Source organism: Streptomyces sp. S465, assembly GCF_026898115.1.
GTDB classification, from domain to species: Bacteria; Actinomycetota; Actinomycetes; order Streptomycetales; family Streptomycetaceae; genus Streptomyces; species Streptomyces luomodiensis.
In genome coordinates this window covers 4079542-4104051 of record NZ_CP114036.1, presented here as the reverse complement: position 1 = coordinate 4104051, position 24510 = coordinate 4079542, and the positions used below count along the sequence as shown (strand labels likewise).

22 protein-coding genes and 2 pseudogenes are annotated in these 24510 nt (G+C 72.5%); 16 read left to right on the top strand and 8 right to left on the bottom strand.

The features are described 5' to 3' along the window. Nucleotides 1-459 precede the first annotated feature (459 nt). From N6H00_RS17305 to N6H00_RS17285, 4 genes are all read left to right on the top strand, one after another. Nucleotides 460-2121 carry a beta-N-acetylhexosaminidase gene (locus N6H00_RS17305; RefSeq protein ID WP_268972634.1) on the top strand — a complete coding sequence of 554 codons (1662 nt, stop codon included), beginning with the start codon at nt 460-462 and terminating at the stop codon, nt 2119-2121. Between the two features lie 396 nt (nt 2122-2517). Then, nucleotides 2518-3540 carry a DUF4328 domain-containing protein gene (locus N6H00_RS40170; RefSeq protein ID WP_329618537.1) on the top strand — a complete coding sequence of 341 codons (1023 nt, stop codon included), beginning with the start codon at nt 2518-2520 and terminating at the stop codon, nt 3538-3540. Nucleotides 3541-3600: 60 nt separating this feature from the next. Then, nucleotides 3601-4284 carry an RNA polymerase sigma factor gene (locus tag N6H00_RS17290; protein ID WP_268972633.1) on the top strand — a complete coding sequence of 228 codons (684 nt, stop codon included), beginning with the start codon at nt 3601-3603 and terminating at the stop codon, nt 4282-4284. Continuing rightward, nucleotides 4284-5462, top strand: a complete 1179-nt coding sequence (locus N6H00_RS17285; protein ID WP_268972632.1) for a hypothetical protein — start codon at nt 4284-4286, stop codon at nt 5460-5462. The genes N6H00_RS17290 and N6H00_RS17285 overlap by 1 nt, the downstream gene beginning before the upstream one ends. A gap of 235 nt (nt 5463-5697) precedes the next feature. On the opposite strand, the gene N6H00_RS17280 is transcribed toward N6H00_RS17285, so the two are convergent. Continuing rightward, complete coding sequence (locus tag N6H00_RS17280) at nt 5698-6600, bottom strand: L,D-transpeptidase family protein (protein WP_268972631.1); 903 nt, start codon at nt 6598-6600, stop codon at nt 5698-5700. Between the two features lie 132 nt (nt 6601-6732). Here N6H00_RS17280 and N6H00_RS17275 point away from each other — a divergent pair, with 132 nt between their 5' ends. Together N6H00_RS17275 and N6H00_RS17270 are read left to right on the top strand one after the other, a co-directional pair. Continuing rightward, the gene (locus tag N6H00_RS17275; protein WP_268972630.1) at nt 6733-8322 is read left to right on the top strand and encodes an acyl-CoA mutase large subunit family protein; all 1590 of its coding nucleotides are present in this window, start codon (nt 6733-6735) and stop codon (nt 8320-8322) included. Between the two features lie 975 nt (nt 8323-9297). After that, on the top strand, nt 9298-9513 hold the full coding sequence (locus N6H00_RS17270) for a hypothetical protein (RefSeq protein WP_268972629.1): 216 nt from the start codon (nt 9298-9300) through the stop codon (nt 9511-9513). On the opposite strand, the gene N6H00_RS17265 is transcribed toward N6H00_RS17270, so the two are convergent. Then, nucleotides 9510-10223, bottom strand: a complete 714-nt coding sequence (locus N6H00_RS17265; RefSeq protein WP_268972628.1) for a B3/B4 domain-containing protein — start codon at nt 10221-10223, stop codon at nt 9510-9512. The two genes, N6H00_RS17270 and N6H00_RS17265, sit on opposite strands and share 4 nt — an antisense overlap. A 131-nt stretch (nt 10224-10354) precedes the next feature. After that, nucleotides 10355-10501, bottom strand: coding sequence for an SCO1431 family membrane protein (locus tag N6H00_RS17260; RefSeq protein ID WP_268972627.1), 147 nt, complete (start codon nt 10499-10501; stop codon nt 10355-10357). A 150-nt stretch (nt 10502-10651) separates the two neighbouring features. Between N6H00_RS17260 and N6H00_RS17255 the strand changes: the two genes are divergently transcribed. Then, nucleotides 10652-12055: an amidase gene (locus N6H00_RS17255; protein WP_268972626.1), complete on the top strand. Its 1404-nt coding sequence runs from the start codon at nt 10652-10654 to the stop codon at nt 12053-12055. A gap of 386 nt (nt 12056-12441) precedes the next feature. Here N6H00_RS17255 and N6H00_RS17250 read toward each other — a convergent pair whose 3' ends face one another. Next, nucleotides 12442-13032 carry a TetR/AcrR family transcriptional regulator gene (locus N6H00_RS17250; RefSeq protein ID WP_268972625.1) on the bottom strand — a complete coding sequence of 197 codons (591 nt, stop codon included), beginning with the start codon at nt 13030-13032 and terminating at the stop codon, nt 12442-12444. Nucleotides 13033-13108: 76 nt separating this feature from the next. Here N6H00_RS17250 and N6H00_RS17245 point away from each other — a divergent pair, with 76 nt between their 5' ends. Continuing rightward, nucleotides 13109-14149 carry an aldo/keto reductase gene (locus N6H00_RS17245; protein ID WP_268972624.1) on the top strand — a complete coding sequence of 347 codons (1041 nt, stop codon included), beginning with the start codon at nt 13109-13111 and terminating at the stop codon, nt 14147-14149. Nucleotides 14150-14240: 91 nt separating this feature from the next. Here N6H00_RS17245 and N6H00_RS17240 read toward each other — a convergent pair whose 3' ends face one another. Next, nucleotides 14241-14972, bottom strand: a complete 732-nt coding sequence (locus N6H00_RS17240; RefSeq protein ID WP_268972623.1) for a FadR/GntR family transcriptional regulator — start codon at nt 14970-14972, stop codon at nt 14241-14243. 131 nt (nt 14973-15103) lie between these two features. Between N6H00_RS17240 and N6H00_RS17235 the strand changes: the two genes are divergently transcribed. The 4 genes from N6H00_RS17235 (at nt 15104) to N6H00_RS17220 (ending at nt 18969) form a co-directional block, all read left to right on the top strand. Next, nucleotides 15104-15616 carry a gluconokinase gene (locus tag N6H00_RS17235; RefSeq protein WP_268972622.1) on the top strand — a complete coding sequence of 171 codons (513 nt, stop codon included), beginning with the start codon at nt 15104-15106 and terminating at the stop codon, nt 15614-15616. Between the two features lie 20 nt (nt 15617-15636). Then, nucleotides 15637-17034 (top strand): GntT/GntP/DsdX family permease, encoded by a 1398-nt coding sequence (locus N6H00_RS17230; protein WP_268972621.1) that lies wholly within the window; start codon nt 15637-15639, stop codon nt 17032-17034. Between the two features lie 77 nt (nt 17035-17111). Next, a complete protein-coding gene (locus N6H00_RS17225) occupies nt 17112-17891 on the top strand; it encodes an SDR family oxidoreductase (protein WP_268972620.1) in 780 nt (259 codons plus the stop codon). Between the two features lie 49 nt (nt 17892-17940). Further along, complete coding sequence (locus N6H00_RS17220; RefSeq protein ID WP_268972619.1) at nt 17941-18969, top strand: L-idonate 5-dehydrogenase; 1029 nt, start codon at nt 17941-17943, stop codon at nt 18967-18969. 592 nt (nt 18970-19561) lie between these two features. Here N6H00_RS17220 and N6H00_RS17215 read toward each other — a convergent pair. Next, nucleotides 19562-21112, bottom strand: a complete 1551-nt coding sequence (locus N6H00_RS17215; protein WP_268972618.1) for an FAD-dependent oxidoreductase — start codon at nt 21110-21112, stop codon at nt 19562-19564. Between the two features lie 67 nt (nt 21113-21179). On the opposite strand from N6H00_RS17215, the gene N6H00_RS17210 reads away from it, so the two are divergent. The 3 genes and pseudogenes from N6H00_RS17210 to N6H00_RS17200 all read left to right on the top strand — a co-directional run. Continuing rightward, a complete protein-coding gene (locus N6H00_RS17210) occupies nt 21180-21836 on the top strand; it encodes a TetR/AcrR family transcriptional regulator C-terminal domain-containing protein (RefSeq protein WP_268972617.1) in 657 nt (218 codons plus the stop codon). A 26-nt stretch (nt 21837-21862) separates the two neighbouring features. Continuing rightward, nucleotides 21863-22134, top strand: a pseudogene (locus N6H00_RS40530) (IS701 family transposase); the annotation flags it as partial. Continuing rightward, nucleotides 22055-22222 (top strand): annotated as a pseudogene (locus N6H00_RS17200) (helix-turn-helix domain-containing protein); the annotation flags it as partial. The pseudogenes N6H00_RS40530 and N6H00_RS17200, both read left to right, overlap by 80 nt. A gap of 157 nt (nt 22223-22379) precedes the next feature. Here N6H00_RS17200 and N6H00_RS17195 read toward each other — a convergent pair. Continuing rightward, the gene (locus tag N6H00_RS17195) at nt 22380-22958 is read right to left on the bottom strand and encodes a TetR/AcrR family transcriptional regulator (RefSeq protein ID WP_268972616.1); all 579 of its coding nucleotides are present in this window, start codon (nt 22956-22958) and stop codon (nt 22380-22382) included. Between the two features lie 88 nt (nt 22959-23046). On the opposite strand from N6H00_RS17195, the gene N6H00_RS17190 reads away from it, so the two are divergent. After that, nucleotides 23047-23928 carry an SDR family oxidoreductase gene (locus N6H00_RS17190; protein ID WP_268972615.1) on the top strand — a complete coding sequence of 294 codons (882 nt, stop codon included), beginning with the start codon at nt 23047-23049 and terminating at the stop codon, nt 23926-23928. A 54-nt stretch (nt 23929-23982) separates the two neighbouring features. Here N6H00_RS17190 and N6H00_RS17185 read toward each other — a convergent pair whose 3' ends face one another. Beyond that, nucleotides 23983-24456 carry a transposase family protein gene (locus tag N6H00_RS17185; protein ID WP_268972613.1) on the bottom strand — a complete coding sequence of 158 codons (474 nt, stop codon included), beginning with the start codon at nt 24454-24456 and terminating at the stop codon, nt 23983-23985. Nucleotides 24457-24510 lie beyond the last annotated feature (54 nt).

Here is a 24510-nt window from a genome sequence, read left to right as displayed (position 1 = left end):
GTTAACGACCTACGGGGGCGGGTGTGGCGCAGGGGACGGGATATCACCCGAACGGGGACGTTTTACTGCCTGCGGTGGACGGCATTCGGGGCGCAGAGCGTTTTTCGCCGGGGAACACCCTCGCCTACGGCTTCACCGGGACCGCCCGGCGGCGCTCGCGGGGAGTCGTCCGGGACCGCCCGGCGGCGCTCGCGGGGAGTCGCCCGGACCATCCGGCGGCGCTGAGCCGCCCGGACCGCCCGGCGGCTCGGCCGGGAACGGCCCGGTGGGCTTCGTCGGGCACCGCCCGGTGGGCTTCACCGGGAACGGCCCGGTGGCCTTCCCGGGCACCACCCGGCGGCCTTCACCGGGCACCGCCCGGCGGCCCGGCACCCGCCGCCGGGCATCCGCCCGGCGGCCGCCACCGTAAAAACGCCTGACAGCGCCTGTGACGGGGAGGGGCGAAGGAGGGACACAGCCATGGGATTGCCGCTCAGAGCCACCAAGGCGTCCTGCGCCCGTGGCCTCATCGCCGGCGCCGCCGTCACCTTCGTCCTGATAGCCCTCGGCTGTCAGCAGACGGGTGCCGGCCGGCCCCCGGCCGGCACCGGCACCTCGCCGGCGCACACCTCGGCGCACGCCACACAGCACACCTCCGCACACACCACGGCCACCGGCCCGGCGACCACCTCCCCGGCGCGGTCCCCCTCGGGCGCCCCGCCCCGCACCATCCCCTCCGTCCGCGACTTCACCCCGGCCTCGGGCCCCGGCTGGCGGCCCGGCAGCGGCAGCCGGGTGGTGGTCGACCTCCAGGGCCCGCTCGCCGACGAGGCCCGCCTGATCGCGGCCGAGCTGGGGCTGCGTACCGCCTCCGGGACCGCCCGCAGCGGTGACCTCTCCCTCGCGCTCGCCCCGAAACAGAGCGGCGGCAAAGAGGCGTACACGCTCACCGTCGACAAGGGCCGCGCCCGGATCACCGGTCCGGGCCAGGCGGGCGTCTTCTACGGCACCCGCACCGTGAAGCAGGCCCTGCGCTCCGGCGGCCGCCTCCCCGAGGGTGTGATCCACGACCGGCCCGCCCGCGCCCAGCGCGGCCTCAACCTGGACATCGCGCGCAAATTCTTCACGGCCGAGTGGATTCAGGCACGGATGCGCCAGATGGCCGATCTCAAGCTCAACCAGCTGGCCCTGCACTTCTCGGACGATCAGGGTTTCCGCATCCAGAGCAGCACCCATCCCGAGATCGTCTCGGCCCAGCACCTCACCAAGACCCAGGTCCGGCAGATCGTGGCGCTCGGGCAGCGGCTGCACATCACCGTCATCCCGGAGATCGACTCGCCGGGCCACCTCGGCGCGGTCATCAGGGCGCATCCGCAGCTCCAGCTGCGCAACGCCGGCGGCACCACGTTCCAGGGGGCCGTGGACATCTCCAATCCGGCCTCCGCCCGCATCGTCGATCAGCTGATGCGCGAATACGCCCCGCTCTTCCCCGGCCGCTGGTGGCATCTGGGCGCCGATGAGTACCTCGCGCTGACCGTCAAGGACCCCCAGGCGTCGTTCCCGAAGCTCGCGGCCGCCGCGAAGGAGCGGTACGGCCCCAGCGCCCGGGTGCAGGACCTGGCCACCGGCTGGCTGAACGACCGGGCGCGGCTCGCGCGGCAGCTGGGCAAGCGGCCCAAGGCGTGGAACGACGGCTTCTTCGCCGGCGGCGTCGTCAAACCCGACAAGAACATCGAGGTGGAGTACTGGACGGGACGGCTGAAGGAGACCGCCCGGCAGCCGCTGGAGTATCTGAAGGAGGGCCGGAAGGTGGTCAACCTCAACGACGCGTACCTCTACTACGTGCTCGGCGAGCCCGGCGGCTTCACCTATCCGACCGGAGAACGCATCTACGACGAGTGGTCCCCGGCGATCCTGCGCGGCTCCACGCCCATCGCCGACAAGAGCCTGACCGGGCCGGACAGGGTGCTCGGTGCCCGTTTCGCCGTCTGGGGTGACCACCCCGAGGCCCAGACCACCACACAGGTGGCCCAGGGCATCCGGCTGCCGCTCGCGGCGCTGGCCCAGAGGGTGTGGGATCCCGGGAAGCCGCCGCTGAGCTGGTCCGACTTCACCAGGCTGGCCGAGCGGCTCGGGGTCTGAGACGCGTGCCGGGCGGGCTGGGGCACGTGCTGGGTGGGGCTGAGAGGCGTGCTGGGCGGGCCGATGCACGTGCTGAGCGGTCTGCGGAGGCTGCTGGGCGGGCTGGGAAAAGAAAGGACGGTCGGGGCCGCCACCCCCCACAGGAGAGGCCCCGACCGTCGTCCAGGGAGAGCCCGCGAAGGGCTCGTACTCCTTACAGCGTCGCACGCTTCGATTCCGTCACACCTCCCCTTGCACGAAAACCGGGGAGTTCACCCCGCGTCCAGGGGCCGGTTCCGCTCTGGACGTGACCGGTCGGATGCCCGTAACGTGCAGGTCCGCGCTCCGGGCGCGGGCAGAGGCTTATTTTCTCGCGTGGTCTGGAGCGGGCCACGTTCCCAGGGGGACTCGAAGACCATGTATCCGTGTGGGAACTGCCGGGCTGTCGCCGTCGGCCCCGACGGGCGCTGTGCCGCATGCGGAACCTACCAGCAGCAGCTCCAGCAGCCGTCGGTCCCGCCGCAGACGCCGCAGCCACCGCCGATGCCCGGCGGCTACCCGGCGGCCCCGCCGATGGGCATGCCGGCCGGCGGGGTCGATCTGCGGCGCGGCCTTTCCACCACGCTCGTGGTGCTCTTCGGTGTGGCGCTGCCGGCGCTGATCTTCCTGCTCGTGGCGCGCTCCAACCAGTTCGGCGTGCTCGGGGACATGCTCGACGCCATCGAGGGCAAGTCGGTCTCCTTCAGCCAGAGCGACCTCGACGACGCCGATGACATGTTCACCACGGCGCGGATCATCTACTCGCTGATCACCCTCGCGATCGCCGTCGTCTGGGCCATCTGGTTCCGCCGGCTGCGGCTGAACGCCGAGGTCTTCGCACCCGGTCAGCACCGCTTCGGCAGCGGCTGGGCAGCCGGTTCGTGGTTCACCCCGGTGGTCAACCTCTGGTTCCCCAAGCAGATCGCCAACGACATCTGGCGCGCCAGCTCCCCGCAGGGGCCGCACGCGGTCAGCCGCGGTCTGCTCAACGGCTGGTGGGTGACCTGGATCGTCGCGCTGGTCGCCAACGCCATCAGCGGCCTCCGATACAACATTCTGCGGGCCAAGGTCGAGAGCGATGACTACTCCCCTACTCCCTCCGAGGCCAAGAGCGACATCGAGAGCCTGCACTCCATCCTGGCCTTCGACATGGTCGCCATCATGATCTTCGTCGCCGCCGCGGTCCTCGCGCTGCTGCTGGTCCGGCAGATCACCGCGATGCAGGAGCAGCGGGCCTCGCTGCCGCCGCAGCTGGCCGGCCCGGCGCCGTACGGTATGTCCGCGCCGAACCCGTACGGCGCCCCGGCACCCGGGCCCGCCCCGTATGGTGCTCCCCAGATGCCGCCGACCCCGCCGCCCGGCCAGCCCGGTCAGCAGTACCCGCCCTACGGGCAGGGCTAGCCCGCGGGTACGCCGGAATCGACTGGACCACGGATTCTCCAAGTGGGGCAGGAAGAGAGCGTGCAGGGGGACGACGCGGAACTGACCGCCGCGGTGAGTGCGGCGCAGAAGGGGGACGAGACCGCCTTCCGGACCGTGTACCGGTCCGTGCACCCTCGCCTCCTCGGCTATGTGCGCACGCTGGTCGGTGACGGAGACGCGGAGGACATCACCTCCGAAGCGTGGTTGCAGATCGCGCGCGACCTGCAACGCTTCAGCGGTGACGCCGACCGCTTCCGGGGCTGGGCGGCCCGGATCGCCCGCAACCGGGCACTGGATCACATACGGATGCGCGGACGCCGCCCCGCCATCGGCGGCGACGAGTCGGAGCTGGAGTTCCGCGCCTCCGACGCGGACACGGCCGGGGAGGCGATGGCGGCCGTCGGCACCGGCCGGGCGCTCGGGCTGATCGCCCAGCTGCCGCAGGACCAGGCCGAGGCGGTGGTGCTCCGGGTGGTTCTCGGCCTCGACGCCAAGAGCGCGGCCGCGGTGCTCGGCAAGCGGCCGGGGGCGGTGCGCACCGCGGCCCACCGGGGCCTGCGGCGGCTCGCCGACCTGATCGGACCGGTGCCCGGGGGCGATCCGGCGGTGCTCGACGGCATCCCGGGGCAACGTGAGTCACACGGCGGCGGCGCAACCAAGCCGGGTGTGGCGAAGTCTGCTGGTGTGACGGATTCACGCGCGCCAACGCAGAAGGACATGTGATGGCCGAAGACCACCGCTACAGCTGGCTGGATGACAGTGCCGCGGAGCGGTTGCTTCGCGGCGAACCGGTCGAGGGGCAGCCCATGGCCCCCGACGGCCGGGGTGACCAGTCATATGCCGAAGCGGAACGGTTGGCGGCCGTGCTCAGCGCCGTCGCCGACGCGGCCCGCCCCACGGCCCGCGCCGACGCGTCCCCGCTTCCCGGCGAGGAGGCGGCCGTGGCCGCCTTCCGGGCGGCCCGCGCCGAGGCGGAGGCCGTGGCCGGAATGGGTACCGTCCGGCGGCTGTGCCGGATCCGGCGGCTCAAGGAGCGGCAGCCGCGGCTGCGCCGCCCGCTGCGCGCGGGCATGGTCGCGGCGGTGGCCGGGTGCGCGCTGAGCGGGTTCGCGGTCGCGGCGGCGGCGGGTGTGCTGCCGACCCCGTTCGGCCAGAGCGACGGCACACCGGGCCCCTCGGTGAGCATGTCGGGGACCGGACCCGGCGGGGTGTCCGCCCGTCCGGAGATCTCGAAGGACGGCGGTACGACGACGCCCGACCCCAGCGGCTCGTCCGACAACGATGCCAGCGACGTGGGCGCGAACGGCGCCCAGGGCGGAGCGGCCTCCTCCCACCCCGGGGACGACGGCGGGAACAAGGGACAACACAAGGGCGAGAACAAGGGGAACAGCGGCGAGAACGAGGGCAAGGGCAACAGCGGCAAGACGGAGAACCCCTCCTCGAACGGGAACGCCGGCGTTCCGCAATGGGCCCTCGACGTCTGCACCCGGTATCTGGCGTCGGAGTCCGGCACGGGCGCGGACCTCGACGAGAAGTCGCTGAAGAAGCTGACGAAGGCGGCCGGGGGCGCGTCCGCCATCCATGGCTACTGCACCGAGATCCTCGCCGGGGACAGTGGGGGCGGCCCGCGTACCGACACCGGTTCGGACGGCACCGACACCGGTTCGGGCGGCGGTGACGACGCGGGAAATGACGAGGGGGGCGGCGACTCCGCGGCGCCGCCCCCTCCGCCCGACACCACCGATACGCCGAGTGACCCCGGCACCGGCTCGGGTTCCGGCACCGACTCCGGCTCCGGCTCCGGCTCCACGCCATCGACGCCGGGTGACTCCGTGACCTCGACGGACCCCGTGACATCGACGGGTTCGTCCGCTTCGGCCGACCCCACGACCAGCGGGTGAACGGGTAAGGGCAGAGGCGTCAGCAGCCAGGTGTGACGTTTTTGCGGGTGGTGACGCTGAAAGAAACGGGCCGACTGGTCATCGGCCGCGCGGGAGCCGAGGTTCCCCCCGTACCGACGGCTCCGCGCATCCGGCGCGGGCAGAGCACGTTCCCCCGGCTCTGCCCGCGCCCCTTTCCCGCCCGTGCCGGTCGGGCCGGCCGCGCCGCACGGCTCACCGGTAGCTCACCGGTGGCTCACTTGTAGACCACGACCTTGTCGCCCGCCTTCACTTGGTCGAAGAGTGCGGCGATCTTCTTCTTGTCCCGGACGTTCACACAGCCGTGCGAGGCGCCGCTGTAGCCGCGGGCGGCGAAGTCCGCCGAATAGTGCACCGCCTGGCCGCCGCTGAAGAACATCGCATACGGCATCGGGGTGTCGTAGATCGTCGACACATGGTCCCGGCTCTTGAAGTTGACCTGGAACAGCCCCTCCCGGGTCGGGGTGTACTCCGAGCCGAAGCGCACGTCCATCGCCGACACCACCCGGCCGTTGATCATCCAGGCCAGGGTGCGGCTGCTCTTGCTGATGCACAGCACCCGGCCGGTCTTGCACCGCGGATCCGGCTTGGCCAGGGGGAGCGTGGTCGGCGGATACAGCGCGTCGTGGGTGGGCGTCTTGGTCGCCGAGCGCAGTGAGGCCCAGGTGCGCTGGTCCACCGAGCCGGTGGCCGTCAGGCCGTGGCCGCGCTGGTAGGCGCTGACCGACGCCTGCGTGACGGTACCGAAGTAGCCGGTCGGATTGCGGTGGAAGAGGCCCAGCGCGCGCAGCCGGGCCTGGAGCTCGCGCACGCGGTCCGAGGTGGTGCCGAAGGCGATGACCGGTGGGGCCACCCTCGGCGCGGTGCGCCGTGGTGGGGCGGGCTCGGTGGTGCGCGGTGAGCGCACCACGGCCTTGGCCGAGGGCTTGGCCGTCGGTTCGTGGGTGAAGGTGCGACGCGGCCGGGGCGTCTCCCGCGCGGACGCGCTGGTGTCGGCCCGTGCCCGGGGTCTCTCCTGCCCCCGGCCGTCCACGGTCGTCTCGCCCGCCCGGCACCCCGCGATCAGTGCCGCCGCCGTGGCTGTGGCCAGCGCCGTGCCCACCACCGCTGTCCGGTGCATCCGACCCCCCACTCCACTGATCTTTTGCCCTGAATGCTTCCCGGGGCTGCCACGGGGCGAACCTCGACGCATGCTGTGTAGGAGGCCCCTAGCGGAAGAGGACCCGGTATCAGCCATCAGGAGGCGTGACCCATGGCGCGCGAGTCGGAGTCCGGATTCCCCGTCGAGCCGGTGTACGGGCCCGGTGCGCTCAGCGGCTGGGACCCGGCCGAGCGGCTGGGCGAGCCGGGCGGGTATCCCTTCACCCGTGGGGTCCATCCCACGATGTACACCGGCCGTCCCTGGACGATGCGGCAGTACGCGGGGTTCGGCACCGCCGCCGAGTCCAACGCCCGCTACCGGCAGCTGATCGAGCACGGCACCACCGGACTGTCGGTGGCCTTCGACCTGCCGACCCAGATGGGCTACGACTCCGACGCCCCCCTCGCACATGGCGAGGTCGGCAAGGTCGGGGTGGCCATCGACTCGATCGAGGACATGCGGGTGCTGCTGGCGGGCATTCCGCTGGACCGGGTCTCGACCTCCATGACCATCAACGCGCCGGCGGCCCTGCTGCTGCTCCTGTACCAACTCGTCGCCGAGGAGCAGGGCGTGGCAGGCGGTCGGCTGACCGGCACCGTCCAGAACGACATCCTCAAGGAGTACATCGCCCGCGGCACCTACATCTTCCCGCCCGGCCCCTCGCTGCGGCTGGTCGCGGACATCTTCAAGTACTGCAAGGCCGAGCTGCCGAAGTGGAACACCATCTCGATCTCCGGCTACCACATGGCCGAGGCCGGGGCCTCGCCCGCGCAGGAGATCGCCTTCACGCTCGCCGACGGCGTCGAGTACGTCCGTACGGCCGTCGCGGCGGGCATGGACGTCGACGACTTCGCGCCCCGGCTCTCCTTCTTCTTCGTCTCCCGCACCACGCTGCTGGAGGAGGTCGCCAAGTTCCGGGCCGCGCGCCGGATCTGGGCGCGGGTGATGCGGGAGGAGTTCGGGGCCCGCGATCCGAAGTCCCAGATGCTGCGCTTCCACACCCAGACCGCGGGCGTCCAACTCACCGCCCAGCAGCCCGAGGTGAACCTCGTACGCGTCGCGGTGCAGGGCCTGGCCGCCGTGTTCGGCGGCACCCAGTCCCTGCACACCAACGCCTTCGACGAGGCCATCGCCCTGCCCACCGACACCTCCGCCCGGCTGGCGCTGCGCACCCAGCAGGTGCTGGCACACGAGACCGATGTGACGGCGACCGTGGACCCCTTCGCGGGCTCCTACGCCGTCGAGTCGCTCACCGACGCCGTGGAGGAGGCGGCCGTCGGCCTGCTGCGGCGGGTCGAGGACCTGGGCGGTGCCGTGGCCGCCATCGAGCGGAACTTCCAGAAGGAGGAGATCGAGCGCAACGCCTACCGGATCGCCCAGGAGACGGACGCGGGCGAGCGGGTGGTGGTCGGCGTGAACCGCTTCCGGCTGGACGAAGAGGCGCCCTACGAGCCGCTGCGGGTCGACCCGGAGATCGAGGCCCGGCAGCGCGACCGACTCGCCCGGCTGCGCGCCGAACGCGACCGGTCGGCGGTGGGCGCGGCGCTGTCGTCCCTGCGGAAGGCCGCCGAGAGCGAGCCGGGTACGGCCAATGTGCTGTACCCGATGAAGGACGCGCTCGCGGCGCGGGCCACGCTCGGCGAGGTCTGCGACGCGCTGCGGGAGGTGTGGGGGACGTACCGGCCGGTGGACGCGTTCTGAGGCAGCCGTGACGGCGTGGGCGGTGCGAGGGGGGCGGTGCGAGGGGGCGGTCCGCCCACAGCCCCGGCCCCGCGCTTCGCGGGGCCGGGGCTGTGTGGGGCGGGACCGTGTGGGACCGGGGCGCGGGGTGAATCCGCGTGGGTCGGGTCTTGTGTGGGGCGGGTCGCGGGGCGGGTCTGTGGGGGTCGGGCCGCGAGGGGGGTGGGCCGTGGGTGTGGCGTACCGCCAGGGGGTGGGCCGTGGGTGTGGTGCACCGCTAGGGGGCGGCCGTGCGGTGTGGCGTATCGCCAGGGGGTGGGCCGTGGGTGTGGTGCACCGCTAGGGGGCGGCCGTGCGGTGTGGCGTATCGCCAGGGGGTGGGCCGTGGGTGTGGTGCACCGCTAGGGGGCGGCCGTGCGGTGTGGCGTATCGCCAGGGGGTGGGCCGTGGGTGTGGTGCACCGCTAGGGGGCGGCCGTGCGGTGTGGCGTATCGCCAGGGGGTGGGCCGTGGGTGTGGTGCACCGCTAGGGGGCGGCCGTGCGGTGTGGCGTATCGCCAGGGGGTGGGCCGTGGGTTTGGCGCACCGCTAGGGAGCGGCCGTGCGGTGTGGCGTATCGCCAGGGGCGGGCCGTGCGGTGTGGCGTACCGCCAGGGGGCGGGCCGGTGGCGCATCGCCAGGGGGTGGTCGCGGGTGTGGCGTACCGCCAGGGGGCGGGCCGGTGGCGTACCGCCAGGGGGCGGTCGCGGGTGTGGCGTACCGCCAGGGGCGGACCGTGGGTTTGGCGCACCGCTAGGGAGCGGCCGTGCGGTGTGGCGCATCGCCAGGGGTGGGCCGTGCGGTGTGGCGTACCGCCAGGGGTGGGCCGGAGGTGTGGCGCACCGCCAGGGGGCGGGCCGTGGGTGTGGCGTACCGCCAAGGGGGCGGGCTGTGGGGCAGGGTCGCCGGGGCTGGTCGTCCCCGGCTCGTTGTCAGGGGTGTGGGTGACACTGGAGCCATGTCGTCGTCACCCCGCCGCACCTGCCCGGTCTGCACCCGTGAGATCGCGGTCGTCGGCGGGCGCTTCGCCCGCCACGACCCGCCGGGGCGGCGCGCCGGCTATGAGCTGATCTCCTGCCCCGGCTCGCGGCGGATGGCGCCGCTGCTCACCACCCCGCCGAAGCTGTTCGGGGAGGACGAGCCGCCCACGCCGGGGCAGCAGGCGCTGTTCTAGGCGGCGCCCAGCAGCCTGGCGGCGATCGCCACCCCCGGGCTGGAGTCCGTCAGCGCCTCCATGAGCTGATCACCGGCGGCCTTCAGCGCGGTGTCGTCCATCGGGCCCAGCGCGTCCAGTACGAACATCGCCCGGGTGGTGTCGTGGGTGAGCCGGGTGCGGGTGCACTGGCGCCAGTTCCAGCGGCGGCAGGTGACGCCCGCGTCGTCCCGCCACACCACCTCGCCGGGCGCCGGGTGCTCCACCACGGGCTCGCCCCCGGCCGTCGTCTCGAAGGTCTCGTCGCCCTCGGCGCGCACGAGCCGGGCCGCGCCCACGTATTGGGAGAGGTCCTCGCCGCCCAGGGGGATCACATGCCCGACCGAGATCGCGTTGTAGATGTCGGTCAGCCGGTCCACCCGGGGCAGTCCGGCGGACACCCGGCGCAGCAGCGCCTCCGCGCTGGGCCGGGTGCGCTGCGGCTTCGCCCCGAAGGCGCGGAACGCCTCCCGCCAGGCGGCCAGATGCGGATGCTCCTCCACCGGCCCGTCCCCGAACCGCTCCCGCGCCGCCGACTCGGCATCGGCCAGCAGCCGCTCGCTCAGTTCGTCGCTCGGGCCGGGACGCAGCCCCTCGGCGGTGATGAGCAGCGCGCGGTAGTCCGGGCGCAGGGCGTGCACCGCGGGGTCGATGGCGGCGGAGTCCAGCCAGCCTGCGGTGTCGGTCGTCATGTCTCTCCTCGGGCCGGTACTGCCGTTCAGGTGGTCCAATATGCCATACGGCCGAGTGCAGTGTGGTGTACGGCCCGGGGTGTGCGGCCGACGTGCGTACGTCCCGGCGTTCGTGGTGTGACCGCGTACCGCTAGAACAGCCCGAGCTGGACGGTGAGCATGGCGAGGACGACGACGAGGGCCCAGCCGCACAGGTGCTCCACCAGGTGGTCGTGGTCGTCGGAGGGGCCTCCGGTGCGGGAGTGGGGGCCGGTGCGGCGCGCCGCGATGTCGGTCATGCGGGTGTCCTCTGTGCTCAGCGATGATCGTGACGCAAGTGGTGAACGTGGTGAAAGTTGAGTAAACAGGTCATCACCGGTGCCCAGGGTGCGCGGAGAAGCCACCTGCGGTAAAGGGGAAGTGGCCGAACTCACCCGAGGAGGTCCCCGGTGACCAGCGTCATTCCCAAGGGTCTCGGCGAGCGGGTCCGCGCCCTGGCCGGCGGCGAGGTGACTTCCCGCGCACTGGTCGAGCAGGCGCTCGAGCGCATCGCCGAGACGCAGCCCACGCTGAACGCCTTCCGCCGCGTGCGGGCCGAGGCCGCCCTGCGCGAGGCGGCCGAGGCCGACCGGCGGCTGGCGGCGGGGGAGCGGCTGCCGCTGCTCGGGGTGCCGATCGCGGTCAAGGACGACACGGATGTGGCGGGCGAGCCCACCGCCTTCGGCTGCTGCGGCGACTTCCCGGCCAAGGCGGCGGACGGCGAGGCGGTACGGCGGCTGAGGGCGGCCGGGGCGGTGATCGTCGGCAAGACCAACACCCCCGAGCTGGGCCAGTGGCCGTTCACCGAGGGCCCCGCCTTCGGCGACACCCGTAACCCCTGGAACCCGGCGTATACCCCCGGCGGCTCCTCCGGCGGCGCGGCGGCCGCCGTCGCCGCCGGTCTCGTCCCCGCCGCGCTCGGCTCCGACGGCGCGGGCTCGATCCGTATCCCCGCCGCCTGGACGCACCTCATCGGCATCAAGCCCCAGCGCGGCCGGATCTCCACCTGGCCGGACGTGGAGTCCTTCAACGGCATCACCTGCATGGGTCCGCTGGCCCGTACGGTCGCCGACGCGGCGCTGCTGCTGCATGCCGCGAGCGGCAACTGCGAGGGGGATCTGCACTGCCCGGAGCCGGTGGATGTGCTGTCCGCCGTGGAACGCGATCCGGGGCGGCTGCGCATCGCCTTGTCGTTCAAGACGGCCTTCACGGGTACGCCGAAGAGACTGGACCCCGTCGTACGGACCTCGGTCATCCGGCTCGCCGAGCGGCTGACGGCACTCGGTCATGAGGTCGTGGCGGCCGAGCCGCGCTACGGGCTGGTGGGCCTCTCCTTCCTGCCGCGCGCCACCGCCGGGCTCATGGAATGGTCCGGCCGCGTCCCCGACCCGCTCCTGCTGGACGTCCGCACCCGCTCCGCCGCCCGCAACGGCCGCCTGCTGGGCGGCGCCGCGCTGCGGTGGGCGCGGGCGCACGAGGAGTCGTTGCAGCGCCAGGTCGGGGCGATCTTCCAGCGCTTCGACGTCGTCCTCTCCCCGACGACGGCCACACCGCCGCTGCGGATCGGGGCCATGGCCCGGCTGTCGAGTTGGCAGACCGACCGGGCGATGATCGCGGCGTGCCCGTACGCCTGGCCGTGGAACGTGCTGGGCTGGCCCGCGATGAACGTCCCCGCCGGGTTCGCCGACCCCGAGGGCACGCTGCCCCTTGGCGCGCAGTTCCTCGGTCCGGCGGGCAGCGAGCCCATGCTCATCTCGCTGGCGGCTCAGCTGGAGGCCGATCAGCGGTGGTACGAGCGCTGGCCTTCGCTCTAGCCGGCGCCGAGGCGGAGGCCGGTGCCCGTGCCCTGTGCGTGGCGGGTCCGTGCTCGGTCGAGGGTGGCGTCGAAGTCGCGCTGGGTGTCGTCGCACGCCAGTGGAGGAGATCGGCGAGGAGGCGTTCCAGGGGCTCGCCGGGGCTGCGGCGCCGGCCCTCTCCGGACAGCGTGTACGTCTGGAACATGTGGGGTTGGGCGCAGAAGGGGGGCGGGGAACGTACGGCGCAGGGGCTGCGGGGCGTGCTGCCCCCCAAGGCCGTCGCCGACGTCCCGGACGTCTGGCCGAGCGGCGAGCCGGGGGTGGCTGCCGGGATGAGCCGAGGCCGGTGCCTGGCGCGGTGTCCCTTCCGCGCGCGGTGTCCCTGCCTGGCGCGGTATCCCCGCCTAGCGCGGTATGACTGCCGCGCCGGAGCGGAGGCCGTCGAGCAGGAGGCGCACGATCGCGTGGGCGCCGTCCTCCCAGTCGGGCTGGTCATGGCTGGTGCAGATGCCGCCCATCGCGCGGAAGACGGTCTCCGGTGTGACATCCGCGCGGATCTCCCCGGCCGTGACGGCGGCGGTCATGATCGTGGCGATGGCCTCGGTCATGTCCGTCCGGGCCTGCGCGAAGACCGGTGATCCGGTGTTCATGACCGCCTCCAGTGCGACGGCCATGCCCTGGCTGGCCGCCGAGTGCGCGATGAGCTGCCGCAGGAACGTGCGGAGCGCGTCGTACGGGGCGAGCTCGTCCAGTAGGCGGGGCACCGCGCCGCACAGGTCCTCCACCCGCTGCCGGTAGACGGCCTCGATCAGCGCCTCACGGGTGGCGAAGTGGCGGTAGAGCGTGCCGACGCCGACCCCGGCCCGGCGGGCGATCTCCTCGATGCGGATGTCCAGCTCGCCGGCCTCGAAGGCGTCGCAGGCCGCCGCGATGAGGGCGTCGCGGTTGCGGGCGGCGTGTGCGCGCAGGGGCTTGTCCTTGCCGGTGGTGGCCACGGTGCCACCGTACCGGAATCTGATTCCGGTACGGTTACCGGAATCAGATTCCAGTTTCAGGGAAGGCGGCACACTGATGCGGTACACCACCTTCGGCAGGCGTACTGGCCTGCGGGTATCCGAGTACGCGCTCGGCACCGCGAACTTCACCACCACGGATCGCGAGCGGTACCGGGCGATCTTCGACGCCTTCGCCGAGGCGGGCGGCACGTTCGTCGACAGCGCCGACCGTTACCAGGGCGGGGCGTCCGAGACGCTGCTCGGCGAGCTGCTCGCCGCCGATCGGGACCACTTCGTGCTGGCCACGAAGTACAGCGCGGGGAGAGGCGATCGCACGGGGATCAGCGCGACCGGCAACAGCCGCAAGAACATGATCCGTTCGCTGGAGGCGAGCCTGAGGCGGCTCGGCACGGACTACATCGATGTGTACTGGGCGCATATGCCCGACACGATCACGCCGGTCGAGGAGATCGTCGCGGCCTTCGACGACCTGGTCCGCGCCGGGAAGATCCTGCACGGCGGGCTGTCCAACTTCCCCGCCTGGCGGGTGGCGTCGGCGGCCACGGTGGCCGAACTGCGCGGCCGGGCGCCGATCGTCGGCATACAGGTCGAGTACAGCCTGGCCGAGCGCACCGCCGACCGCGAACTCCTGCCCATGGCGGAGGCGTTCGGACTCGGTGCCGCGCTGTACGCGCCGCTGGCGGGCGGAATGCTGACCGGCAAATACCGCACCGGTGCGGACGGGCGGCTGAGCCGCCAGGGTGCGGGGGTGCGGGTCGAGGACGGTGACCAGAAGACCGCCGTCCTGGACACCGTCCTCGCGATCGCGGCCGAGACCGGGGTCTCGGCGGCCCAGGTCTCCGTGGCCTGGCTGCGGGCGCACGCGGCCCGCGCCGCCACGGCCTACATCCCCGTCATCGGCCCCCGCACGAGCGAGCAGCTGACCGAATATCTGGACGCGTTGGACCTCACTCTGACCGAGGCCCAGTACGCCCGCCTGGCCCAGGTCAGCGCCGTCTCCCTGGGCAACCCCAACGAGACGGCGGCCGCGGCCCGCGCGGCAAGCCTGGGAGGCGACGCCGACCGTGTCGCCCTGCATCCGGTGCCGGTGATCTGAGCGGGGGCGGGCGCTCCGCGCTGGGGCCGCTCGGCTCGGGTGGGTGCGGGTTCCGTCTCGCGTCGAAGGCGCGGACGGAACCCGCACCCGACTACGGGGCCAGGATGTCCAGCTCGCGCAGGGCCCCCACGGTGATCTCCCTCGTATAGCGCTCCGCCGCCTCCGCGTCGCCCGCGCGGACGGCCTCGGCGACGCGGACGTGGAGGGTGACCGCCTCCGGGTCGGGGTCGCTGAACATGACCTGGTGCTGGGTGCGGCCGGTCAGGACCTCCGCGACGACATCGCCCAGGCGCGCGAACATCTCGTTGCCCGAGGCGCGCAGGATCACGTGGTGGAAGGCGATGTCGTGGATCAGGTACGCGGGCAGCTGCTGGCCGCGTGAGGTGGCGACCATGTTGAGCGCGTGCTCGGTGAGTTCGGCGCACTGCTCCGGCGTGGCGTGCTCGGCGGCCAGCGCGGCGGCGGCGGGTTCGATGGCGGAGCGGAGGGCGGTGAGGGAGCGCAGCTGGCGGGGGCGGTCGGGGCCGGCCAGGCGCCAGCGGATGACCTGGGGGTCGAAGACGTCCCACTCCTCGGTGGGCCGCACCGTCACCCCGACCCGGCGGCGGGACTCCACCAGGTGCATGGACTCCAGGACCCGCACCGCCTCCCGGACCACTGTGCGGGAGACGTCGAAGCGCCGCTCCAGTTCGTCGGTGCGCAGCACGGTGCCCGGTGGGTAGTCGCCCGCCGTGATGGCGGGGCCGAGGGACTCCAGGAGCCGGTCGTGCAGCCCCCTGGCCTTGGGCCTCTGACCACGGCCCGCGGGCCCCTGTTCGTCCATGCGCTCAGCCTACGTGGCCGTTCAGCGGCAAATAAGTATGACTTTTAAGTCACAGACTCTTGAATACGTCGTATCTGTGGGGTTGAGTGTGCCCGGCGCCGAGGTCGAAGAAGACAGCGAGGTTTCACACAATGCACGCCCCCCAGGTTGTCGTGGTCATGGGAGTGTCCGGCACGGGCAAGACCACGGTCGGCCCCCTGCTGGCGGAGGAGCTCGGCGTTCCGTACGCCGAGGCGGACGACTTCCACCCGCCGGCCAACATCGAGAAGATGTCGGCCGGGATCCCGCTGGACGACGACGACCGGCGTCCCTGGCTGGATGCCATCGGTGCCTGGGCCCATGACCACGCCGAGGGGGGTGGGGTGGTCAGCTGCTCCGCGCTCAAGCGGGCGTACCGCGACCGGCTGCGGTCCGCCGCGCCCGGCATCGTCTTCCTCCATCTGACGGGTGATCGCTCGCTGATCGCCGAGCGGATGAAGGAGCGCAAGGGCCACTTCTTCGCCGAGAAGATGCTCGATTCGCAGATCGCCACGCTCGAACCGCTTCAGGCGGACGAGCGCGGCGTGGCCGTCGACGTCACTCCGGAGCCAAAGATCATCACCGAGCGGGCCGCCGACGCGCTGCGGCGGCTCGAACACCAGTAACGCACGTTAGGAACCCGCCCGTGAGCAGACTCAGCGTCGAGATGCTGGCAGCGGACACCGTCGACCCGATCACGTCGGCCGGTCACGCACAGCTGGGCATAGCCGTCCTCGTCGGCATAGCCGTCCTCGTCCTCCTCATCACCAAGACCAAGCTGCACGCGTTTCTGTCGCTGACGATCGGCTCACTGGCGCTCGGCGCCGTCGCGGGGGCCCCGCTCGACAAGGTCATCACCAGCTTCTCCAACGGACTCGGCTCGACCGTCGCGGGCGTGGGCGTGCTGATCGCCCTTGGCGCGATCCTCGGCAAGCTGCTCGCCGACTCCGGAGGCGCCGACCAGATCGTCGACACGATCCTCGCCAAGGCGAGCGACCGGACGATGCCCTGGGCCATGGTGCTGATCGCGGGGATCATCGGACTGCCGATCTTCTTCGAGGTCGGCATGGTGCTGATGATCCCGGTGGTGCTGCTGGTCGCCAAGCGCGGCAACTATTCGCTGATGCGGATCGGCATCCCGGCGCTCGCGGGCCTGTCCGTCATGCACGGCCTGGTGCCGCCGCACCCCGGTCCGCTCGCCGCGATCGACGCGGTCCACGCCGACCTGGGGATCACCCTGGCGCTCGGCGTCCTCATCGCCGTGCCCACCGCCATCATCGCGGGCCCGGTCTTCTCCCGCGTCGCCGACCGCTGGGTGCGGGTCACCCCGCCGGACCGGCTGATCCCCACGCGCCCGTCGGCGGAGCTGGAGCGGCGTCCCGGATTCGGGGCCACCGTGATCACTGTGCTGCTGCCGGTCGTGCTGATGCTCATCAAGGCGCTCGTCGACATCGTGGTGGACAACCCGGACAACCACGTCCAGCGGGTCGCCGACGTCATCGGCGCGCCCCTGATCGCGCTGCTGGCGGCGGTGATCGTGGGCATGTTCACGCTGGGCCGGGCGGCCGGCTTCACCCGGGACCGCCTCTCCTCCACCGTCGAGCACTCGCTCGCGCCGATCGCCGGAATCCTGCTGATCGTCGCCGCGGGCGGCGGCTTCAAGCAGACGCTGATCGACATCGGCGTCGGCAAAATGATCATGGACATCTCGGAGAGCTGGAACGTCTCCGCACTGCTGCTCGCCTGGCTGATCGCGGTCGCCATCCGGCTCGCCACCGGCTCGGCGACCGTGGCCACGATCTCCGCCGCCGGGCTGATGACACCGCTCGCCGCCGATATGTCCAGCACGCATGTGGCGCTGCTGGTGCTGTCCATCGGCGCCGGATCGCTCTTCTTCAGCCATGTCAACGACGCGGGGTTCTGGCTGGTCAAGGAGTACTTCGGGATGAGCGTGGGGCAGACGGTGCGGACCTGGTCCGTGATGGAGACGGTCATCTCCGTCGTCTCGCTCGCCTTCGTCCTGCTGCTGTCGCTGGTGATCTAGCACCGTTCCCGAACGGGAGCAGAAGCAGAGGAACGCGAGCAGAAGCACAGGCAGCGAGAGGCAGGGATACGCACGCCATGACCACACATCCGCTCTTCGACATCGCGGGCCGCACCGCACTGGTCACCGGCTCCAGCCGGGGCATCGGCCACGCCCTGGCGCGCGGTCTGCTGGAGGCCGGCTGCACGGTGGTGCTCAACGGGCGCGACCCGCACGCCCTCGAGGAGGCCGCGAAGGCAGCCGCCGAGGTCGGCGGCGCCGACGCACGGGTGCACACCGCCGCGTTCGACGTCACCGACGGCCCGGCCGTGGCCGCCGGGATCGCCGAGGTCGAGGAGCGGGTGGGCCCGCTCGACATCCTGGTCAACAACGCCGGGATGCAGAACCGGGCGCCGCTGCTGGAGTTCACCGACGCCGCCTGGCAGCAGATCGTGGACACCAACCTCACCAGCGCCTTCCTGGTGGGCCGGGAGGCCGCCCGGCGGATGACCACCCGCGGCCACGGCAAGATCGTCAACATCTGCTCGTTGCAGAGCGAGGTGGTCCGCCCCGGGATCGCCCCGTACGCGGCGACCAAGGGCGCGCTGAAGATGCTCACCAAGGGCATGTGCGCGGACTGGGGCCGGTACGGCATCCAGGTCAACGGGCTCGGCCCCGGCTACATCGAGACCGAGCTGACCCGGCCGCTGGTCGAGGACGAGGAATTCAGCGCCTGGGTGCGCGGGCGGACCCCGGCCGGCCGCTGGGGCCGCACCGAGGACCTGGTCGGCGCGCTGCTCTATCTGGCCTCCCCCGCCTCGGACTTCGTCAGCGGACAGGTGCTGTACGTCGACGGCGGCATGACGAGCGTCCTGTGAACACGGGGGCCACCGACGAGCGGGGACAACCGACGAGGAGGCGGGGCGGATGGTGCTGGGCTGTGTGATCCACGGGCCGGGCGATCTGCGGATCGATGAACTCCCCGAGCCCGAGCCGGGGCCGGGTCAGGCCGTGGTCGCGGTCCGCTACGGCGGGATCTGCGGCTCGGACCTCCACTACCACCGCCACGGCGGGGTGGGTGACTTCCGGCTGCGGGAGCCCATGCTGCTGGGCCACGAGGTCGTCGGCACGGTCGTGGCCTACGGCGACGGGGCGACCGGGCCCGCGCCCGGCACCCCGGTCGCCGTCCACCCGGCCACCCCGTGCGGGGCCTGCCCCGAATGCCTCGACGGCCGCGCCAACGTCTGCCGGGACACCCGCTACCTGGGCAGCGCCGCGCGCTTCCCGCATGTGCAGGGCGGGTTCGCCTCCCGTATCGCCGTCCCGGCGGTGCAGCTGCGGACCCTGCCCGAGGGGCTGGAGCCCCGCCGGGCGGCGCTCGCCGAACCGCTGTCCGTGGCGCTGCACGCGGTGCGCCGCGCAGGCGACCTCGCGGGCCGTCATGTGCTGGTCACGGGCGCCGGCCCGATCGGCTGCCTGACCGTCGCGGCGGCCCGCGCGGCGGGCGCCGCGACCATCACGGCCACCGACCTGCTGCCCCGCGCCCTGGAGTTCGCGGCGGCGGCCGGCGCGACGGCGTGCGTACGGGCCGACGACCCGGACGACCCCAGCTGGCCCTCGGACGAGGCGGACGTCGCGATCGAGGCATCGGGTGTGGCCGCCGGGCTCGACACCTGTCTGCGCCGGGTGCGCCGCGGCGGGGTGGTCGTCCAGCTCGGCATGCTGCCGCCGGGGCAGACCCCGTTCGCCGGAAACCTGCTGGTCGCCCGGGAGATCGACCTGCGCGGCGCGTTCCGCTTCCACGCGGAGTTCGACGACGCGCTGCGGCTGCTGGCGGCCGAGCCGTCGTTCGACGCGCTGATCAGCGCGGTACGGCCGGTGCGGGAGGCGGCGGAGGCGTTCGGCCAGGCCGCCGACCGCAGCCAGTCGTGCAAGGTCCTGCTGGACTTCGCGTAGGCCCCGCCGGACTTCGGGCACCGCGCTGCCGGGTCTCGCTCGTGGTCCCTGGGCTGTGCCCGTGGTCCCTGGGTTTCGCTCGTGGTCCGTGGGTGTGCCCGAGGTCCTGCTGGACTTCGGGCACGGTGCTGCTGGGTTTCGCTCGTGGTCCGTGGGTTTCGCTCGTGGCCCCTGGGCTGTGCCCGTGGTCCCGCTACCGGGTCCGCCTGCCGTCCCGCCGGACTTCGGGGACGGTGCTGCTGGGTTTCGCTCGTGGTCCGTGGGTTTCGCTCGTGGCCCCTGGGCTGTGCCCGTGGTCCCGCTACCGGGTCCGCCTGCCGTCCCGCCGGGTTCCGCTCACGGTCCTGGCGGATTCCGCCTGCCGTCCCGCTGCGCGTCGCCTGACGTTCCGTTGGACGCCGCTCAGCCGCGTCATCCCGGTCCGCCCGCGCGCGAGGTGTCTTTGGGGCTGGACGCGCGGGCGGGTGGGGCGTGCGCGTCGCCCCGCCCGCATCCGGGGTGCGCCTCGGCGGATACGGGCGGGACCCGGCGCCCCGCGATGTGCCCGGCCCACGGCGGACGTGGTGGCCGGGCGGCCTGAGACGGACAGCGCTCAGTGGGCGAGCGCGGAGCGCCTTCGCGTCCGTGCGGTGTCCGCCGCCCAGCAGACGTGGCCGTCCGGGCGGATGAGGAAGAGCGCGGGGCCGGGGCCGTAGCCGGTGGCCACGTGGCCGTCCGGGTCGAGGAGGTCGGGGTCCGGGCCGCCGACCCTGACGGTGCGCAGGCATCCGGCCGCGCCCAGCGCCGTGGCGAGGCCGCCGAAGTCGGCGTCCGGCGCGGGCGGTTCCGCGTCACCGAGGACCAGCAGGGTGAACTGCGGCCCGCGCAGGACGTCGAAGAGCCGGACGGGCGTCCCGTCGGGCAGGGCGCACGGCGCGTCCGGGGCCCGGTCGCCGGCTCCCACCGGGCCCGGCCGGCCGCGGTCGTCCACGGCGAGCGGCCCGTCCCGGTAGGAGAGCTCCAGCTGGTGGACCTCCTCCGCGCGCCGTCCCCCCTTGGCGTCGCCCGCCCGGTGCGCCCGGTGGATGCGGGTGCTGATGCCGAGCACCCCCGCCGCGACCGGCAGCCGCTCGGCCTCGTAGCTGTCGAGCAGCGCCGGGTCCGCGCCGTACCGCAGCACCTGCCCGAGCTTCCAGCCGAGGTTGTACGCGTCCTGCACGCTGGTGTTCAGGCCCTGGCCGCCCGCCGGGGAATGGATGTGCGCGGCATCGCCGACCAGGAACACCCGGCCCGCGCGGAAGCGGTCCGCCATCGCCGCGCGCGGGGTGAACACCGAGGCCCACCGCACCTCGCGCACATCGGAGGCGGCGAGGACGGTGCGGTCGGCGATCAGCTGTCGCACCGCCTCGGGGGAGGCGTCGGGAACGGCGTCCGGGTCGTCGTACTGCGCGACGACCTGGAAGTGGTCGGTCCCGGCGAGCGGGCACAGCGCGATGCCGCCGCCCTTCGCGTGCCACCACACGTGCCAGTGGTCGCGGTCCAGGCCCCGCTCCGCGCCGTCGATCACCACGTCCGCGACCACCGACGGCGCCGGGTCGACCGTCTCGCCGGTCATGCCGATGCCGAGCGCCTTCCGGACGGTGCTGCGGCCGCCGTCGGCCGCCACGAGGTAGGCGGCGCGCGCGGTCCCGGCCGAGCCGTCGGCGTGGCCGAGGTGCGCCGTGACACCGTCCTCGTCCTGCTCCAGGCCGGTGAGCGCGGTGCCGAATTCGACGCGGCCGCCCAGCTCCGTCAGCCGCGCGTGCAGGATCTCCGCGGTCCGCCACTGCGGCAGCATCCACGCCTCGTGGTACGGCCGGTCCGGCGCGGGCTCGATCCGCTCCATCATCTCGAAGGCGCCGAGCCGCCGCTCGTCCTCCCACTTCATCATCGGCGGGTACGGACCGCCCGCGTCCCGTATCGCGTCGCCGACGCCGAGGTCGTCGAAGACCTCCCGGCTACGGGGCTGGATGCCCTTGCCGCGCGAGCCCGGGAACAGGCCCTCGCCGCGCTCGACGACCCGGGCCCGCACCCCGCGCCGGGCCAGGTCGACGGCGAGGGTGAGTCCGGCCGGACCGGCCCCGACGATCAGCACGTCCGCGTCCTTAACGTTGTTAAGTTCCATGGGGAGAGCGTGCACTTAACGGCGTTAAATTGTCAAGGAGGCTTGCGCGAGCAGGGAGAATGGCCGGATGGCGACGACGCGACTCGACCGGACCCTCGTGGTGGACACCGCCCTGCGGCTGCTGAACGACGTGGGCCTCGAAGGGCTCACCCTGCGCCGCATCGCCAAGGAGCTGAACGTCCAGGCCCCCGCCCTGTACTGGCACTTCAAGAACAAACAGGCGCTGCTCGACGAGATGAGCACCGCCATGTTCCGGAGCATGGTCGAGTCGCATGCCGATCTCGACGCCCTGACCTGGCAGGAGCGGCTCATCGAGGTCCAGCGCGGTCTGCGCCGGGCGCTGCTCGGCTACCGCGACGGCGCGAAGGTCTTCAGCGGCAGCCGGTTCACCGGAACCGACCACGCCGCGTCACAGGAGGACCATCTGCGCGCCTTCGTCGCGGCGGGCTTCGACCCGGGCGCCGCCGCCCGCGCCACGTTCATCGCGTTCAGCTTCACGCTCGGCTTCGTGATCGAGGAGCAGTCGGTCGAGCCCAGGCCGGGCGAACGGATGTCCGGTTACGAGGTCGCCGAGCGTGAGGCACGCATGGCCGCCGAGGGGTATTCGCTGGCGGCGGCGGTGAGCGCGGACCTGTTCCAGGGCTACGAGGAGCGCTTCGAGGAGGGCCTGCGCGCCATCGTGGCGGGCATCGAGGCGACCTTGGCCCCGGAGGCCGCGCGGTAGGGGGTCCCTGGTACTCCAGCCAGAAATCACGCTGGGCGATCGAGGAGGCTTCCCAGGCGGCCAAGAACGAGTGCGGTCTCAATCAGCACGAGTCCGCCGCTATCCGGGCTGGTGCCGGCACATCGCCTTGGTGATGCTCGCTCACGCGTCCCTGGCTGTCGTCGCGGGACGCGGAAACGACACCATCAGGCACCGTCCGGTTCACGGTGGCAGAGAGCGGGTACCGGGTCCTGCGCGTGGCCGAAGGCTGCGCGGCCCAGCACATCCGACGGCCGGCCGTACGCGAACTGGTGGCTGACATGGCGGCCCGTGACCACCGCCCAGGTCGTCGCGCATGCCCTCGGCCAGGACGATCCCCGGGATCGCCGACGACGTCGGCAAGCTGATCACCGCGGCTGGTGGGCGGTTCGGATGCCGTCCGGTCATCTGTCAGCGATCGGCTCCGAGGTTTGTCATGACGAGCAAGGTGTCTCGGAGGCGGTCGACGGGCGCGGTGCCCGTGGCGCCGACAGGGCCCGGCCGGCGCCGGCCGGGCGGCATCGATCAGCCCAGCGATGCGGTTGCCGCACGCAGGTCTTCCAGGGCTGCCAGTGCATATGGCGCGAGCCCTTCTGTGTCATCACGATCGCCTTCGGACCACTGGGCGTAGCCCCGCTTGAACGCGAGGACTCCCAGCTCGCCCGCGAGGTGCGCGGTCGGCTCGGGGACGCCGCGGGCGATGAGCGCGGCTGTCATGGCGGCCGCGAGTCCGACGCTCTTGAGGGCGTCGCGCTCTTGGAGTTCGGTGCTGGCTGCCACGGCTGCTTTGAGGCGCGGGCCGAGTTCGCGGTTCGCTGGTCCCATGGCGCTCGACGCGCGCTCCAGACCGGCTGCCACCGCCTGGAGCGGGCTGGCGCTCGCAGGGGCCTCGGTGATGCCGTCGGCGAGCAGCCTGCTGAGCGTTTCCTGGCCGGCGACCAGCAGCTCGCGCTTGTCGGAGAAGTACCGGAAGAAGGTGCTCTTGGTGACGCCGGCGCGCTCGGCGATCTGCGTCACCGTGGTGGCGTCGTACCCCTGCTCGGTGAACAGGTCGACTGCCGCGACGACGAGCCGCTGGGCTGCCCCTGGTTGCCATCTAGCCATGAGACCAGGATAGGTGATGGGACACCTGTCCCATCACCATGTAGAGTCAGTGATGGGACAACAGTCTCATCACTTTCTGGGAGAGCTCATGCATGTCTTCGTCACCGGCGGTACCGGCACCATCGGCTCCGCCGTCGTCGCCGAACTGCTCGGCAACGGCCACACCGTTCTCGCGCTGGCTCGCTCGGACGGCTCCGCACAGGCCCTTGAGAGCGCTGGCGCCAAGGTGCTGCGAGGAGACCTGGCCGACCTCGACGCCCTGCGGTCCGGCGCGGCGCAGTGCGACGGCGTGATCAGTCTGGCGTTCGGACGCGACTACAGCAGTCCGGACGCGCTCGCCCAGGCCATCGCCGAGGAGAGCGCGGCTCTCACCACGCTGGGGCAGGAACTCATCGGAAGCGACCGCCCGATCGTCACGGTCTCCGGCACACCCTGGGTACCGGGACGCGCCTCCACCGAGGCCGATCCGCTACCGACCGACGGACCAGTAGGCGGTCGGGGCCGTTCGGTCAACGCACTGCTGGACCTCGCCTCGCGCGGTGTGCGCAGCACGGCTGTCCGCATGCCGCGCACAGTCCACAACGAGGGCAGGGGCGGATTCGCCGGCCTGTTGACCGATCACGCGCGCCGCACTGGGGTGGCCGGCTACCCGGGCGACGGCAGCCAGCGCTGGCCGGCCGTGCACGCGCTCGACGCAGCGGTCCTGTTCCGTCTGGTCCTTGAGTCCGCACCGGCGGGGACGGCCTGGCATGCCGTCGGCGACGAAGGCGACGCGGTGCTGGACATCGCGACGGTCATCGGCCGGCGACTGGGCCTGCCGGTCCAGGAGGTCCCGCAGGAGAACTTCGGCCCGTTCGGCCCGATCTTCGCCATGGACCAGCCGGCGTCCAGCACCCACACCCGCGAGGCCCTCGGGTGGCACCCGACCCACCCCAGCCTCCTCCAGGACCTGGAGAACATTCAGTCCTGACGCACACCGGTTCCAGGGGAGTTGTCGTGGGTGCCTATCTGCTGAGCAGATCCGTCAGCGATGGACTTCGAGGTTCGTCAGGACGAGCAGGGCACGCAGGAGGCAGGTGGCGCGGGCAGGGTCGGTACGGAGCTTGGTGAGGACCCGCCAGTTCTTGAGGTGGGCGAAGCCGTGCTCGACCGGTGCCCGCCCGACAGCGATGACGCGGTTGGCGTTCTTCTGGCCGGAAGTGAGCTTGTGGGTGCGGCCGGCATGGCAGCCGGTGACGATCACGGGGTCGAGTACGTCGTTGTCCAGGCTGATGAGGATGGTCGATCGACCATCCTCATCATGGAGACCAGCGCATCGGCACCGCCCGTCTCCCAGGCCCGCCGCCACCGGCCCACCGACACGGCCGTCACCCGAAGCTCCCGCGCCACCTGCCCGGTCGAGCGCCCCGCGGTGAACAGCTCCGCGGCCCGCGTCCAACGCGGCCGAGGCGCGGTAGTGGACTTCACCCGCGGTCTCGCCTTCGACCTCGGCCCGCACAGGATCCGCGTCAACACCGTCACACCTCTCTCATCAGCGACCCGGAGCACCGGG

Coding starts and splice junctions, on each gene's coding strand:
- N6H00_RS17270 (WP_268972629.1), top strand. CDS start 9,298: ATGTCGTCGTCACCCCGCCGCACCTGCCCGGTCTGCACCCGTGAGATC.
- N6H00_RS17195 (WP_268972616.1), bottom strand. CDS start 22,958: ATGGCTAGATGGCAACCAGGGGCAGCCCAGCGGCTCGTCGTCGCGGCA.
- N6H00_RS17240 (WP_268972623.1), bottom strand. CDS start 14,972: ATGGACGAACAGGGGCCCGCGGGCCGTGGTCAGAGGCCCAAGGCCAGG.
- N6H00_RS17285 (WP_268972632.1), top strand. CDS start 4,284: ATGGCCGAAGACCACCGCTACAGCTGGCTGGATGACAGTGCCGCGGAG.
- N6H00_RS17220 (WP_268972619.1), top strand. CDS start 17,941: ATGGTGCTGGGCTGTGTGATCCACGGGCCGGGCGATCTGCGGATCGAT.
- N6H00_RS17305 (WP_268972634.1), top strand. CDS start 460: ATGGGATTGCCGCTCAGAGCCACCAAGGCGTCCTGCGCCCGTGGCCTC.
- N6H00_RS17190 (WP_268972615.1), top strand. CDS start 23,047: ATGCATGTCTTCGTCACCGGCGGTACCGGCACCATCGGCTCCGCCGTC.
- N6H00_RS17265 (WP_268972628.1), bottom strand. CDS start 10,223: ATGACGACCGACACCGCAGGCTGGCTGGACTCCGCCGCCATCGACCCC.
- N6H00_RS17275 (WP_268972630.1), top strand. CDS start 6,733: ATGGCGCGCGAGTCGGAGTCCGGATTCCCCGTCGAGCCGGTGTACGGG.
- N6H00_RS17245 (WP_268972624.1), top strand. CDS start 13,109: ATGCGGTACACCACCTTCGGCAGGCGTACTGGCCTGCGGGTATCCGAG.
- N6H00_RS17260 (WP_268972627.1), bottom strand. CDS start 10,501: ATGACCGACATCGCGGCGCGCCGCACCGGCCCCCACTCCCGCACCGGA.
- N6H00_RS40170 (WP_329618537.1), top strand. CDS start 2,518: ATGTATCCGTGTGGGAACTGCCGGGCTGTCGCCGTCGGCCCCGACGGG.
- N6H00_RS17225 (WP_268972620.1), top strand. CDS start 17,112: ATGACCACACATCCGCTCTTCGACATCGCGGGCCGCACCGCACTGGTC.
- N6H00_RS17235 (WP_268972622.1), top strand. CDS start 15,104: ATGCACGCCCCCCAGGTTGTCGTGGTCATGGGAGTGTCCGGCACGGGC.
- N6H00_RS17210 (WP_268972617.1), top strand. CDS start 21,180: ATGGCGACGACGCGACTCGACCGGACCCTCGTGGTGGACACCGCCCTG.
- N6H00_RS17280 (WP_268972631.1), bottom strand. CDS start 6,600: ATGCACCGGACAGCGGTGGTGGGCACGGCGCTGGCCACAGCCACGGCG.
- N6H00_RS17215 (WP_268972618.1), bottom strand. CDS start 21,112: ATGGAACTTAACAACGTTAAGGACGCGGACGTGCTGATCGTCGGGGCC.